The sequence below is a fragment of the Chromobacterium sp. LK11 genome (assembly GCF_001043705.1).
Taxonomy (GTDB): Bacteria; Pseudomonadota; Gammaproteobacteria; order Burkholderiales; family Chromobacteriaceae; genus Chromobacterium; species Chromobacterium alkanivorans.
Map to the genome: position 1 here is coordinate 1 of NZ_LDUR01000018.1, position 13,481 is coordinate 13,481.

Below are 13,481 nucleotides of genomic sequence, written 5' to 3' on the forward strand. Positions count from 1 at the left end.
TGCGGCCAAAGGCAAGATCCAGGTACAGGCGCAGGGCGACAGCATTGAAGTCACCGCGGACAAGGACGTGACCGTCACCGCCTGCAAGGGCAAGGTGGAAATCGCCGCCGGCCAGGAAATCCTGCTCACCAGCGGCGGCGGCTATATCCGGCTCAAGGGCGGCAATATCGAAGTGCACTGCCCGGGCGAAGTCAGCGTCAAAGGCGCCAGCCACGCGCTCACCGGCCCGGCCAGCCTCAGCACGCCCACGCCCACCTTCAACAAGCCGGGCATGGGCAATCTGCAAGTCATTCACGATTTCGCCAACGGCTACTCCATGGACCAGGGCAAATTCGTGGTCACCGACGCGCTGGGCGTCAAGCACAGCGGCGTGCTGGACGCCGCCGGCAAGGCCATGGTCAACGGCCTGCCCACCGGGCCGGCGCAAGTACAGTTCCTGGGCCGCCCGCACAAGAGCGAGGCGGACATCTTCCCCTTTGTGCCGCAGCCGGAAGCGGCGCTGCAAAAAATGGGCCCCGCGGTGCAGCAGCAGGCCATGAGCCAGCTAAGCAGCCTGGTGGGCAAGGCGCTGCCGCCCGGCGCCGCCGGTCTGGCGCAAAACCTAGCCCAGGCCAAAGGTGCGGTGGACCAGGCCAAAGCCATGGCCTCCCAAGCCCAGGCCGCGCTGCAACAAGCGCGCGACATCAAACAACTTGCCTCCGGCGCGTCCCTCGCCGCCGCCGCCGGCTGATCTAAGAATATCGTTTAAGAGCCCTCCTCCGACATGAGCACCGCAGCCCAAGCCAAACCCGTCGCCGTGATCAACGGCACGCCGCAAAACGCAGCCCAGGTCATCCAGCAAACCGGCAAGACCTTCGATCAATGGCTGCAAAGCATCAGCGACGGACATCTGTCGGTGGACAGCCTCAAGACCATAGGCAGTGCGGTGCCCATCGTCGGCAACCTGATCTCGGTGGGCGACGTCATCGTCGACCTGATGGAGATGTCTGAAAAGAGCAAGAAGAAACAGGAAGTCGACGTTTTCGACTGGCTGTTTCTGGGCGTGGACCTGGTGGGCGTGGTGCCGGCCGCCGGCGGCCTGTTCAAAATGGGCGCGCGTCCCACGCTGAAGCTGTGCGCCAGCAGCGTGCGCCGCGCCGGCGGCGACTGGCTGAAAATGGAGCTGTCCGCCTCGCTGACTCAGAAAGTGGCCAATATGCTGCCGGCCGACTTCCGCAATATGCCGGACCAGTGGGTCAAGCACGTAGACAGCAAAATGCAGAGCACGCTGGAAACCTGCGGCGGCAAGGGCAAGGTCATCATCTCGGACCTGGCCAATCTGCTGATCAGCCTGGGCTCCGGCAACTTCAGCGGCTACGTCAAACAACACGTGCCGCAAGCGCCGGTCAAATACCATCTGGAGAAAACCAATAAGCAAGGCTTCTGGGCATCGGTGGGCGCGGAGCTGGACGCGCTGAACCGCGCCGCCGCCAACGCCAAGAAAGAAGCCGCCGCCGGCATGACCGTGGCCGCGGCCAAGGGCATAGACATGGCGCTGAAAGGCAGCGCCGCCGCTCGCATGATGCTGAGCCTGGGCCGCACCCTGCTGGCCTGGGCCGGCCAGCTCACCGCCAAGCTGCTGTCCATGTACTCCAGCCACCTGAAGCCCTTGCTGACCAAGCTGCTGGAAGCCTTCCTCAAGCACCTGCCCAAAAAGGCCGCCGCGGTGGCCAACAAAGTCACCAACAAGGCCAAGAAAGGCACCCAGCAGCTTTACCAGGAAGTCACCAGCCGCTTCAAGGGCAAGATCAAGCCGCCGCCCAAATGCGCCTGCGCCGCCTCGCCCAACAGCATAGGCTATGTGCTGGGCGAAGAATCGCTGCAGCACACCGACTTCAGCCTGCCCGGCGTGCTGCCCATCATCTGGACCCGGCAATATCGCTCCAACTTCGACGGCAACGACGCCCGCGGCGATCTGGGCGCGCGCTGGGGCGTGGCTTACGGCGCGCGCTTCGACATTGAAGGCGAAGCGCTGAAGCTCCATGACGACAGCTGCCGCACCCTGGACTACCCGCTGCTGCCGGTGGGCGAATCCCTGAAGGACGAGCTGGAAGGCTTCACCCTCAGCCGCCTGTCCGACACCCTGATCTCCCAGACCTACGGCCACGACCTGGTGCAGCTGTACGAACGCCACGGCGACAGCTTCCGCCTGGCGCTGATCAAGGACCGCGCCGGCAACAGCATTGCGATGAACTTCCGCGACGGCCGGCTGATCCAGCTGGTCAGCAGCGCCGGCTATGTGGCGGACCTCAGCCACGACGCGCGCGGCCGCATCGTCCGCATCAGCCTGCAAGACCCGGAAACCGGCCTGCCGCTGCGCACGCTGGCGCAATACCAATACGACGACGCCGGCCCGCTGGCCGCGGACGCCGGCGACCTGTTGGCCGCCAGCGATGAAAACGGTCAAAGCTGGAGCTACCAGTACCAGCACCACCTGCTGACCCGCTACACCGACCGCACCGGCCGCGGCATCCATCTGGAGTGGGACGGCAAGCACCTGGACGCGCGCGCCGTGCGCGAATACGCCGACGACGGCAGCCAGGACATCCGCCTGGCCTGGGACGACAACATCGACCTCACCTACGTCACCGACGCCTACGGCCGCACCACCGAGTACTACTTCGACGACAAGGGCTACAACTACCGCATCATCTACCCGGACCACAAGGAAGAATGGTTCGACTACGACGCCCAAAAACGGCTGGTCAGCCACATTCACCCAGACGGCTCCCAGGACAGCTACGAATACGATGCCCAGGGCAATATGGTGCTGCACGAGCGCCGCGACGGCAGCGACGTCGCCTTCGCCTACGACGCCCAGGACAATCTGGTGGAGATCACCGATCCGCTGGGCGAAAAATGGCTGCGCGCCTACGACGACCAGGGCCAGCTGATCGAGGAAACCGATCCGCTGGGCCACAAGACCAAGTACGCCTACAACGAACAGGGCCTGCCGGTGGCCATCACCGACGCCAAGGGCGGCAAGAAGCAGATTGCCTACCGCCCGGACGGCCTGCTGCAGAGCTATACCGACTGCTCCGGCAGCGCCACCCAGTGGCAGTACGACGAACGCGGCCGCGCACAGCTGATCATCGACGCCATGGGCAGCGCCACCCGCTATCAATACGCGGCCAACGGCACGCTGCAAGCCATCGTCCAGCCGGACGGCCAGGCCACCCAGCTGGAACACGACGCCGAAGCGCGCCTGCTCAAGCTGACCGACCCGCTGGGCCGCGCCACCCATTACGACTACGACAAGGCCGGCCTGCTTCAGACCCGCACCGACGCCAACGGCCACAGCCTGGCCTACAAATACGACAAGCTGGGCCGGCTGACTGCGCTGCGCAATGAAAACCACCGCCAGTATTTGTTCGAATACGACGCCGGCGGCCAGCTGATTTCGGAAACCGGCTTTGACGGCAGCGCCACCCGCTACCACTACAACGCCGCCGGCCAGCTGGAAAAACAGCAGGAAGGCGATGTCGCCACCCTCTACCGTTACGACGGCGCCGGCCGCCTGATCGAACGCAGCGCGCCCGGCAGCCTGGAAAGCTTCGGCTACGACCCCGCCGGCCGGCTGTACCAGGCCAAGAACCGCTACGCCAGCCTGCGCTGGATCTACGACCCGGTGGGTAATGTCATAGAAGAACACCACGGCTACAGCGTGGCCGGCGTCAAGGAAACCTACCGCTGGCAGCATGAGCACGATCCGCTGGGCAACCGCGTCGCCAGCGTGCGCCCGGACGGCCGCCGCGTGGACATCCTCAGCTACGGCAGCGGCCACGTGCACGGCCTGCTGTTCGGCCAGCGCGACATCGTCAACCTGGAACGCGACAAGCTGCACCGCGAAACCCAGCGCGTGCTGGGCAATGCGCTGCAACAGCACCAGAGCTACGACAAGGTCGGCCGTCTGGCCAGCCAGCGGCTAATGGGCGCCACTCAGTGGAACCGCCAATACCAGTACGACATCGCCGGCCAGCTCACCGGCATCGCGGACAGCCGCGCCGGCCAGCTCAATTACCGCTACGACCCGGTGGGCCGCCTGCTGGAAGCCGCCACCCCCAAGGGCGTGGAAAGCTTCCGCTTCGACCCGGCCGGCAACCTGCTGGACAACGCTCCAGCCGCCGACGGCCACCAGGGCAACAGCCTGCTGGGCAACCTGCTCAGCCAGTACGCCGGCCGCCACTACCGCTACGACAGCCGCGGCAATCTGGTGGAAAAACGCGTCAACGGCGCGCTCACCAAGCTGGAGTGGGACAGCCACAACCGCCTGTCCCGACTGACCGCGCCGGACGGCCAGAACACCGACTACCACTACGACCCGCTGGGCCGCCGCATCGCCAAAACCCAGGCTGGCCAGACCACGCTTTACGGCTGGGATGGCGACTTGCTGGCCTTCGAAACCCGCGACGAACAAGCGGTGCACTACCTGTTTGAACCGGACAGCTTCGTGCCGCTGGCCCAGGTCCACACCGAGGCGGTGCGCGGCGTCAAAGTGCCGCGCTGGAGCCAGCACCACCCTTACGACTCGGACCAGGACCCGCTGCGCAAACCGGTGCCGAAACCCAGCGAACCGACGGCGGTGTACTACTACCACACCGACCACCTGGGCACCCCGCAGGCGCTGACCGACGAACAAGGCGCATTGGCGCTGGAGATGGACTACCAGGCCTGGGGGCAAGCGCGCGAAATCATCGCCGACGCCGCCAACAAGGCCGGCATCCGCAATCCCTTCCGCTTCCAAGGCCAGTACCAGGATGAAGAGTCCGGACTGCACTACAACCGCCATCGCTACTATGATCCGGAGATCGGGCGCTTTATTTCTCGGGATCCGATTGGGTTATTAGGCGGTGACAATCTATATCAATATGCTCCAAATCCAATTGAATGGCTTGACCCTCATGGCCTAGATCGGTTTCCAACATGGATGCCAACAAAACAAGGGTATCAACGGCAACATATCATTCCATACTCTCTCAAAGGACACCCTGTGTTTGATAAAGCGGGGCTAGATATTAACTCTGCTGGAAATATGATGTACATGCCGGTTTGCGAAGGAATTGACCCTAAAAAGAAGGGCTATCACCGAGGCTGGACAGAAGAGCATGCCGCGTACAACAGGATGGTACAAGGCAAGTTAGATGCTATGAACATTAGGGCAAGACAAGAAGGCTGGGATAAAGTCAAGGCACAAAAGGAAGTATCCGAACTACAATCCAAGCTAAGAGCGGATCTAAATTCAGGAAAGCTAACTTGCGCATCACCCTCCATCCCCAAAAAAGCCAAAAACACGAAAGCAAAACGATGAAAATATATAGCATGTACACCACAGGAAAAAGCGAAAACTCTCTATTAGACCTGAAGGATCCCAACGGATTAATTTTAGATCATTTTATGCTCGGGATAGAAAGTAAAAATTTTAAAAATGGTCACCCATTAAATGTTACGGCCCAGTATTTTTTCACCCCAGAAACCATAAAGAATTACGACTACTTTGAGCCAACAATGGCATTTCCAATTTTTTCAGACCATGCCATTAACAGCATTGGCGAGGTCATAAGACCCCAAATGGCAACACATCCTTGCAGAATAAAAATAGGTGCGCATACATTTGACGCCCACGCAGGAATAATACTAAATAGAAAACCTGTCTTTGAGCGCGTAGACGACTATGAAATTCAAATTCGAAAAGATATTCAAATCACTCAAGACGATCTCATCATAAGGGACATCGACAACCCACAATTCTTTTTCGTAACAGACACATTCAAAAAAATGTGCCAGAACCATGAATTAAATATTAAATTTCAAGAATTTTCTTTAATGAAGTAAATAGAACCATACGACCCACCTGACACTAAACACCAAATGTAGGAGATAAGGTGACACAATATCTACCCCTTGGCATTAGTTCAGAGGAGCTGGATTTTCTGATCAAACATGGAGTAAAGCTCGACAAACGAAAAAAGCAGCAGATGCTCCAAGCTTATAGCTTTAAAGAAAGGCCATCGACGACCACTTTGATAGATTTTTTTGGAAAACTTGAAATTTCACCAGCCCAAGATTACTTAGAGTTTTTGTCAAAATACAATGGAGGCAAGCCAGAGCCGAGCTCCATAAAAACAAAAACAAAAAGCATCTCCATACAGTACTTTTATGCGCACTCTACTCCAATAGATTCTTGCACCCTTGATTATGCAATAACAATGTATGAAGGCCGCATTCCTCTTGGATACATACCCATTGCTCATGAATCAAGTGGTAGTTTGCTTCTTTTAAGCTGCACCGATGATAACAAAGGGAAAATTTATTATTGGGATCACAACAATGAAGCAGACTGCTCGGAAGAACCTTTTTTTGGCAACATGACAAAGATTGCGACAAACTTTACTGATTTGGACCGTATGTTTCAGTAGCCTACAAACCCAAAATTAATCAAGAAAACACATTACCCATAATAAATTTTAAATTTTGATCAAAGCAAAATAACTCTGTTTGGCCCGAAGTGCCACCAACACTTCACCAAACAGATAATTATCTACTGGACAGCAACATACTAGATTTCAAAACTAGGTACGAGCAAGCAGCTCATATCCTGTTCGTACCTAGCCGCTGCACCAGCCCCACAAGCCGTGCGCGGCGTCAAAGTGCCGCGCTGGAGCCAGCACCACCCCTACGACTCGGACGGACCCGCTGCACAAACCGGCGCCGGAACCCAGCGAACCGACGGCGGTGTACTACTACCACACCGACCACCTGGGCACCCCGCAGGCGCTGACCGACGAACAAGGCGCGTTGGCGCTGGAGATGGACTACCAGGCCTGGGGGCAAGCGCGCGAAATCATCGCCGACGCCGCCAACAAGGCCGGTATCCGCAACCCCTTCCGCTTCCAGGGCCAGTACCAGGACCAAGAGTCCGGGCTACACTACAACAGCCATCGCTATTATGATCCGGAGATCGGGCGCTTTATTTCTCGGGATCTGATTGGGTTGATGGGTGGGATTAATATCCACAGTTATGCGCCAAATCCAATAAGCTGGCTTGCCCCATTAGGTCTAGCAAAGAAACCTGCTTCATCGAAAAAGAATCAAAACCTTCAAACCTTCCTGAGCAATGCGAATGTGTACATGGAGATAATGTTCTATACCATTACACTAGTGACACAGATGCAGCTGGAATTCTTACAAGCCAGTAACTAAACCCATCCTTGAAAGCAAATAACCCTAAGGATGTCAGATACGACGACGGACAGTATTTAACAGACATTAACCCTAGCCCCAAAACAAACAACTTTCAAGACAGTTCTAGGGCGTTGGATATCTCGGTAAAAAAACGAGCAACTATATAGCGATAGATACCACTGGACTGAATATCCAAAAAGGAAGAGATGGTGTATACGTCATACCCAACGACAAACCATTAGATATCAATGGTCGCGTTGTTAACCATGGAAAAAATGAGGGGTGCCAATGAAGCATTTAAAAGTAATGTGGAACCACAACCATAAAGAAGAGCCATCAATCATTTACCAAGAGATTGACGACTCTTCTTATGAAATCAGAAAAATTGAAATCATGAAAGACGGCCAAGTCATTGGCTATGCATCTGAAGCAGGTGAATTTGGAGAATCTATACTCGCTGACCAGCAAATACCAACAATCGAGAAGATAAACCAGGAAGATGAGTTTATTGCCGAAGAAATAACAAGAATTGAATTCGAAAACGCTTGGAATTCTGCAGTTTCTAAGTATCATAAAAAACAACAACTACAAAATGAAAACTGATTATGCTTAAAAGCATCTCCGTACCTGTAAGATAATCCTCTCTGCTTCGGTATCCCTACCCAAGCAGTCCTCGCCGCCCGCTAGCGCTGACCGACGAACAAGGCGCGCTGGAGATGGACTACCAGGCCTGGGGACAAGCGCGCGAAACCATTGCCGACGCCGCCAGCAAGGCCGACACTGGCAATCTCTGGTCGGCATCAATGCAAGGAGTTCTGAGCTGCACGACAACATCCAGAGATCAGGCGCTTATTTTATGGGACCAAATTGAATTACCGGGAAATATAAATATCCACAACCCTGCCCCAAACCTAATAGAATGGATTGGCCAATTTGGTTTAACATTGCAGAGAATCTACAACACAAAAGTAACTTTAGCGGAAAGAATAAGCTAGAGAAAGTGCTCAGAATGAAAAAAGAAATACTTCAAACCCTATTTCAAACACTAGATACGATATCTTTTTTTGAAAGTTTCAATACTGAAGAAACAGATATCAACATCGATGCGTCCCTGTGCAAAGGAGTTGCCATTTTTGAAAAATCGATTCACTCAGAAGAGTGGGAGGACATTAGAGCAGAAGCCGCAGCACAATTAAGCACAATGCTCAACAAAAAATTTCAAAATCAGTATCAGGAATGGAATCCAGTCGCCAAAGAAGCTCGTCAATATTTTGACGAAAAAATAGAGCCAAAACTGAAGCCACTCGAAGGCACACATGGATTAAAAGATCTAAAAGACGATATCGGGTATGACATCATTCATATCATCATTGAGGGATACTTCACAAAACGTGTTGGCATAAAAAAAATGCTTTTCAGTCGTTTATTTGACATATACAAATCCGGCAAAATCCCTTGTGGGTATTCAAAGAGTCGCGAAGACGACTTCATTCGACCAATAGGAAAAATAATTTACCTTTGAGACATCAATTGATGGCATCACTACACCCCATAGATATGACCAATACCTTTCCAGCTCAACACAAGGTTGGAGAAAATTGCCCTCATGAGATCTTATAGCAACAACGCGAAAATGGCATAACCCAAACTATTAGTTTCAAAAACCCAGACTACTGTGAGGCAAAATGACTCCTTCTGAATTCACCAGCAATTTTCTGGAACAGATGCTTAACTGGGAAGACTGGTATTATGCAGAAAAGAGAAAACCAGAGTATGAAACAGACAATGAGTTCATAAAAAGAATTGGCAAAGAGTCCAGATCCAAGCTAGAGATTATTCTGCAGTCATTTTTAACCGAATCTGCTTTCAATAAAATTGGACAGGAAAAGTTAGAAACACTAGGAGTTGGAAGACCTCGCCTCTACGATCAGGAAACCATCTCCTGCACTGAAAACGCCTCCTTAAAGTTTGAAGTCATTTCAAAAAATAGAAAAAAACAAAATCGCTATTCAAAGTATATTGTTTTGCATAAAGAAGGCGCCTACAAGATTGATCAGGCATACCAAAGCATTGACGGGCTAGATTGGAAGAAAAAAAACTCCATATAACCCCATGGAGAATGGGCATCTAAAGATATATAGCCAAGCCATTAATCCGGCATGGGAACTCGTACTAACCAAACACATCGGCTAGTGTAAAGAAAACCGTTCCACCGTAGACCAATGTAACCAATTGAATAAAGCTCAAGCCTCAGAAAATACAAAGCCCCATCCGGGGCTTTGGTCGTTTGGGAGAGTTAAGCCAATTCCTGCATTTGCACCGTGGTCTGCTGCAAGCGGCGGGCGAAGGGTTCCAGCAGGCAATACATCTGCTCGCACTCCAGCGTGTCCAGGTTGGATTGGTCCAGCATGGCCGCCAACGCGCTCAAAGCGCTGCTGACCTGGCCGAGTTCCAGACAGATCAGTTGAGCGCTGTGATGGAAGTGCTCGCCGTATTCGTCGAGCTGCTGCAACAATGGGTCAATCGGGTTCAACGAGGGATTTTGCTGACGCAAGCTTTTCAGTTGGAACAGCAAGGTTGATAGTGACGGGATGTGGGAAACTTGAGTGGCGCTAGTCATGGCGACTCCTTCTTGAGCATTATGCCCGCCCTCCGACGCTAAGCGGAGGCGGCGGGAACATGGCAGGATTAGCGTTACCGGCAAGAAGGATCCGGCGCGTGCAAGCACGCTCCCACCATGACCCGCCCAAGAGTAGACGTATCTATGGTGTGTTCGGACATGAGATGCCGCATGTGCGGCTGTCCGCCTTCTTGCCTCGGAACGCTAATTCCGGTGCTGATGCACAGCACGGTCGGATTATCACGTGCTTGGAGCTGGGAGACAAGGGCTGGGGCCGTTCTGCCGCGTCCCCTTGACCCTTTCCGAAGCCATGCGTGCCGTCAAAGTGCCCGTAGGAAGCAACATGAGGCCAACCGTTCAGACTCCAGCCTACTGCACAAAGCCACAACGGTGCACTACTATCCCTCCGTCTAACCCGGCCCTTCGCACTCATATGGAAGTCAAAAGACATGACAGAGCAAATTGATCAAGATGAAGTCTTAAGAGTATTTTCTTTAATTGAAAAAATTCACGAATTATTTCATCAGCCGGACAATTACACCCTGAAAAATTTCCAGGAATTTGGCGAGAATAACTACTCAGAAATTCACGAAGCTTATTACAAGATTATTTGGAACTGGCTATCCGAAGAAAACCAAAACAGAATAATAGAGAATCAGTAAGTCGTTCTTTTGATACTCGATCGTTGGCAATATCACCTCATGCCCACAAGGAAAGACGACCTACCAGACATGGGGCTAGATGTGGAAAACCCTTCCTTGTGCGGCAAACGAGGCCCCAATCTTCAGGGCTAGAAAAGGCACCTAGCCTGCACGACAAGTGCTGACCGCTTCGACGTAATAAACTCCCACAAGCACACTCCACTTGAGCAGTGCTTGCCAGCCCCCTATCTGTCACACCAGCATGAAGTCTGCTACGCTGCCTATCCATTTCGACTCTGCGTCCTGCAGGATTTCATCATGCTCAAGTTTGATGTTCTGATCATCGGCAGCGGTCTGGCCGGGATGACCTTGGCCTTGCACCTGGCGGAAAGCCGCAAGGTGGGCCTGATTACCAAGCGCGATTTGCTGGAGGGCAGCTCCACTTACGCCCAGGGCGGCATCGCCGCAGTGCTGGACACCGAGGATTCGGTGGAGGAACACATCCGCGACACGCTGATTGCCGGCGCAGGGCTGTGCAATGAGGAGGCCGCGCGCTTCATTGTCGAGCACTCCAAGGAGGCCATTGATTGGCTGATTGCGCTGGGCGTGCCCTTCACCAAGGATGAAACCCACCGCACCGGCTATCACCTGACCCGCGAAGGCGGCCACAGCCACCGCCGCATCATCCACGCGGCGGACGCCACCGGCGCGGCGGTGACCAGCACGCTGGGGCAGAAGATCAAGGCTCACCCCAATATCACCGAGCTGGAAGAGCATATCGCCATCGATCTGATCACCTCGCGCAAGCTGGGCCTGCCTGGCAACCGCGCTTACGGGGTGTACGCGCTGGATAAGCAGGCGGACCAGGTGGTGACCATTGCCGCCAAGCACACCATTCTGGCCTCCGGCGGCGCCGGCAAGGTTTACCTGTACACCACCAATCCGGACACCGCCACCGGCGACGGCATCGCCATGGGCTGGCGCGCCGGCTGCCGGGTGGGAAATATGGAATTCATGCAGTTCCACCCCACTTGCCTGTACCACCCGCACAGCAAGTCTTTCCTGATCACCGAGGCGGTGCGCGGCGAAGGCGGCATCCTGAAGCTGCCGGACGGCACCCGCTTCATGCCGGAGCACGATCCGCGCGCCGAGCTGGCGCCGCGCGACGTGGTGGCGCGCGCCATCGACTTTGAAATGAAGAAGCACGGCCTGGACTGCGTCTACCTGGACATTTCCTATAAGCCGGCCCATTTCATCCGCGAGCATTTCCCCAATATCTACGCCCACTGCCTGGAGCTGGGCATAGACATCACCCAGCAGCCCATCCCGGTGGTGCCGGCGGTGCATTTCACCTGCGGCGGCCTGGTCACGGACCTGACCGGCCACACCGATGTGGACGCGCTGTACGCGGTGGGCGAAGTGGCCTGCACCGGCCTGCACGGGGCCAACCGGCTGGCCAGCAATTCCCTGCTGGAATGCCTGGTGATAGGCAAGGCGGCGGCGGAGGACATCCTGGCCGCGCCGGAGATCAAGCTGCCCAAGATCCCGGACTGGGACGACAGCCAGGTGACGGACCCGGACGAGGAGGTGGTGATTTCCCACAACTGGGACGAGCTGCGCCGGGCGATGTGGGACTATGTGGGCATTGTGCGCACCAATAAGCGGCTGATGCGGGCGCAAAACCGCATCCGTCTGCTGTCCGAGGAGATCAACGAGTATTACCGCCATTTCCACGTCAGCAACGATCTGATCGAGCTGCGCAACCTGGTGCAGACTTCGGAGTTGATCGTGCGTTCGGCCCTGCTGCGCAAGGAGAGCCGCGGCCTGCACTACAGCCGCGACTATCCGGAAAAACTGGAATTGGCGCAGGAGACCATCCTGACGCCGGAAGCGCCGGCGCAGGCCGATGGAGCATGAGCGGCAGTTAGCGGCTTTGCTGCGCGGGCAGCCATGGCTGATGGCGGCGCTTGGCGCCGGCCGCGCCTTGGGCCTGTCCTCCTGGGCCATCGGCGCCGGCGCCATCCGCAGCCTGGTTTGGGACCGGCTGTGCCGCCATGCGCAGCCCACGCCGCTCCCGGACATCGATCTGGTTTACTTCGATCCCGCAGATTTACGCCCGGAACGCGAGCGTCAGCTGGAAGCCCGGCTGCGCGCCGCGCTGCCAGGCTTGAACTGGGAGGTCTGCAATCAGGCGGCGGTCCATCTTTGGGGTGAGCGGGAGCCGGGCCGGCCCATGACGCCCTGGCAGAGCCTGGCGGACGGGGTGGCCAGCTGGCCGGAAACCGCCACCGCGGTGGCGGCCTGGCTGGATGAGGAGGACCGTGTGCGGATTCTGGCGCCCTGCGGTCTGGAGGATTTGATGAACGGCGTGCTGCGCCATAATCCCAGACATTGCAGCGCTGCCGTGTTTGAGCGCAGGCTGGCGGACAAGCGGTTCTTGCAGCGCTGGCCGGCGCTGCGCCTGCTGCCCGCCCGGGACTACACGCCGCCCAGGTAGTCCATCTTGCCCAGCGCCACGCCGTTGTGGCGCAGGATGGCGTAGGCGGCGGTGAGGTGGAAATAGAAGTTGGGCAGCACAAAGCCCAGCAGATAGCTCTGGCCGCTGAAGCGGATTTCGTCGCCGCGCACTTTCAGCACCACTTCCCGCGCCTCGCTGCCGTCGATCTGGGCGGCGTTGAAACCCTGCAAAAACACCACGGTCTTGGCGATGCGCTGCTGCAAATCGGCAAAGCTGGCTTCGTCGTCGGCGTAGCTGGGCACTTCGACACCAGCCAGCCGCGCGGCGCAGCCTTTGGCGCTGTCGCTGGCGATCTGCACCTGGCGCGTCAGCGCGAACATGTCCGGCGCCAGCCGGGCGTTCAGCAGCACGTCCGGCGCGATATTGCGCGCGGCGGCGTCGGCGGCGGCCTTGTCCAGGATGGCGGACAGATTGTTCAGGCCCCGGATCAGCGCCGGGACGGAGGCTTGGTACATGGAAACGGACATGGGCGGGCTCCTGT

Annotated in this window: 15 protein-coding genes and 1 pseudogene; 14 read left to right on the forward strand and 2 right to left on the reverse strand. The window is 56.2% G+C overall.

Features of this window, described 5'->3' with window-relative positions; all coding sequences use genetic code 11:
* From VK98_RS13010 to VK98_RS23375, 11 genes and pseudogenes are all read left to right on the forward strand, one after another.
* Positions 1-730 (forward strand): DUF2345 domain-containing protein (locus tag VK98_RS13010; RefSeq protein ID WP_048414449.1); only part of this gene is annotated, 730 nt, incomplete at its 5' end.
* Between the two features lie 33 nt (positions 731-763).
* Complete coding sequence (locus tag VK98_RS13015) at positions 764-5,347, forward strand: RHS repeat-associated core domain-containing protein (RefSeq protein ID WP_053077377.1); 4,584 nt, start codon at positions 764-766, stop codon at positions 5,345-5,347.
* Positions 5,293-5,871 (forward strand): hypothetical protein, encoded by a 579-nt coding sequence (locus VK98_RS23725; RefSeq protein ID WP_156187857.1) that lies wholly within the window; start codon positions 5,293-5,295, stop codon positions 5,869-5,871. Before VK98_RS13015 ends, VK98_RS23725 begins: the two co-directional genes overlap by 55 nt.
* Positions 5,872-5,921: 50 nt before the next feature.
* Positions 5,922-6,455, forward strand: coding sequence for an SMI1/KNR4 family protein (locus VK98_RS23365; RefSeq protein ID WP_082158985.1), 534 nt, complete (start codon positions 5,922-5,924; stop codon positions 6,453-6,455).
* A 316-nt stretch (positions 6,456-6,771) separates the two neighbouring features.
* The gene (locus VK98_RS13020; protein WP_053077378.1) at positions 6,772-7,239 is read left to right on the forward strand and encodes an RHS repeat domain-containing protein; all 468 of its coding nucleotides are present in this window, start codon (positions 6,772-6,774) and stop codon (positions 7,237-7,239) included.
* Positions 7,240-7,247: 8 nt separating this feature from the next.
* Positions 7,248-7,388, forward strand: a complete 141-nt coding sequence (locus VK98_RS24490; protein ID WP_197083039.1) for an HYD1 signature containing ADP-ribosyltransferase family protein — start codon at positions 7,248-7,250, stop codon at positions 7,386-7,388.
* Positions 7,364-7,513 (forward strand): annotated as a pseudogene (locus VK98_RS24495) (HYD1 signature containing ADP-ribosyltransferase family protein); the annotation flags it as partial. The gene VK98_RS24490 and the pseudogene VK98_RS24495, both read left to right, overlap by 25 nt.
* Positions 7,510-7,824: a hypothetical protein gene (locus tag VK98_RS23730; protein ID WP_156187858.1), complete on the forward strand. Its 315-nt coding sequence runs from the start codon at positions 7,510-7,512 to the stop codon at positions 7,822-7,824. The pseudogene VK98_RS24495 and the gene VK98_RS23730, both read left to right, overlap by 4 nt.
* A 113-nt stretch (positions 7,825-7,937) precedes the next feature.
* Positions 7,938-8,216 (forward strand): hypothetical protein, encoded by a 279-nt coding sequence (locus VK98_RS23735; protein ID WP_156187859.1) that lies wholly within the window; start codon positions 7,938-7,940, stop codon positions 8,214-8,216.
* Between the two features lie 14 nt (positions 8,217-8,230).
* Positions 8,231-8,743 carry a hypothetical protein gene (locus VK98_RS23740; protein WP_156187860.1) on the forward strand — a complete coding sequence of 171 codons (513 nt, stop codon included), beginning with the start codon at positions 8,231-8,233 and terminating at the stop codon, positions 8,741-8,743.
* Between the two features lie 163 nt (positions 8,744-8,906).
* Positions 8,907-9,329 carry an NTF2 fold immunity protein gene (locus tag VK98_RS23375; protein ID WP_082158987.1) on the forward strand — a complete coding sequence of 141 codons (423 nt, stop codon included), beginning with the start codon at positions 8,907-8,909 and terminating at the stop codon, positions 9,327-9,329.
* 188 nt (positions 9,330-9,517) lie between these two features.
* Here VK98_RS23375 and VK98_RS13025 read toward each other — a convergent pair whose 3' ends face one another.
* Entirely contained in the window at positions 9,518-9,841 is a 324-nt protein-coding gene (locus VK98_RS13025; protein ID WP_156187861.1) for a hypothetical protein, read from the reverse strand.
* A 449-nt stretch (positions 9,842-10,290) separates the two neighbouring features.
* On the opposite strand from VK98_RS13025, the gene VK98_RS23380 reads away from it, so the two are divergent.
* From VK98_RS23380 to VK98_RS13035, 3 genes are all read left to right on the forward strand, one after another.
* Positions 10,291-10,503, forward strand: coding sequence for a hypothetical protein (locus VK98_RS23380; protein WP_082158989.1), 213 nt, complete (start codon positions 10,291-10,293; stop codon positions 10,501-10,503).
* A gap of 297 nt (positions 10,504-10,800) precedes the next feature.
* Complete coding sequence (gene nadB / locus VK98_RS13030) at positions 10,801-12,399, forward strand: L-aspartate oxidase (protein WP_048414450.1); 1,599 nt, start codon at positions 10,801-10,803, stop codon at positions 12,397-12,399.
* 40 nt (positions 12,400-12,439) lie between these two features.
* Entirely contained in the window at positions 12,440-12,979 is a 540-nt protein-coding gene (locus VK98_RS13035; protein ID WP_231589276.1) for a nucleotidyltransferase family protein, read from the forward strand.
* Here VK98_RS13035 and VK98_RS13040 read toward each other — a convergent pair.
* Positions 12,961-13,467, reverse strand: coding sequence for a DUF1993 family protein (locus VK98_RS13040; protein WP_048414452.1), 507 nt, complete (start codon positions 13,465-13,467; stop codon positions 12,961-12,963). The genes VK98_RS13035 and VK98_RS13040 overlap by 19 nt on opposite strands.
* Positions 13,468-13,481 lie beyond the last annotated feature (14 nt).

Bases quoted from the DNA above. Each gene is read 5' to 3' on its own strand.
- VK98_RS13015 (WP_053077377.1), top strand. From the start codon at position 764: ATGAGCACCGCAGCCCAAGCCAAACCCGTCGCCGTGATCAACGGCACG.
- VK98_RS23730 (WP_156187858.1), top strand. From the start codon at position 7,510: ATGAAGCATTTAAAAGTAATGTGGAACCACAACCATAAAGAAGAGCCA.
- VK98_RS23735 (WP_156187859.1), top strand. From the start codon at position 7,938: ATGGACTACCAGGCCTGGGGACAAGCGCGCGAAACCATTGCCGACGCC.
- VK98_RS23740 (WP_156187860.1), top strand. From the start codon at position 8,231: ATGAAAAAAGAAATACTTCAAACCCTATTTCAAACACTAGATACGATA.
- VK98_RS23375 (WP_082158987.1), top strand. From the start codon at position 8,907: ATGACTCCTTCTGAATTCACCAGCAATTTTCTGGAACAGATGCTTAAC.
- VK98_RS13025 (WP_156187861.1), bottom strand. From the start codon at position 9,841: ATGACTAGCGCCACTCAAGTTTCCCACATCCCGTCACTATCAACCTTG.
- VK98_RS23380 (WP_082158989.1), top strand. From the start codon at position 10,291: ATGACAGAGCAAATTGATCAAGATGAAGTCTTAAGAGTATTTTCTTTA.
- nadB (WP_048414450.1), top strand. From the start codon at position 10,801: ATGCTCAAGTTTGATGTTCTGATCATCGGCAGCGGTCTGGCCGGGATG.
- VK98_RS13035 (WP_231589276.1), top strand. From the start codon at position 12,440: ATGGCGGCGCTTGGCGCCGGCCGCGCCTTGGGCCTGTCCTCCTGGGCC.
- VK98_RS13040 (WP_048414452.1), bottom strand. From the start codon at position 13,467: ATGTCCGTTTCCATGTACCAAGCCTCCGTCCCGGCGCTGATCCGGGGC.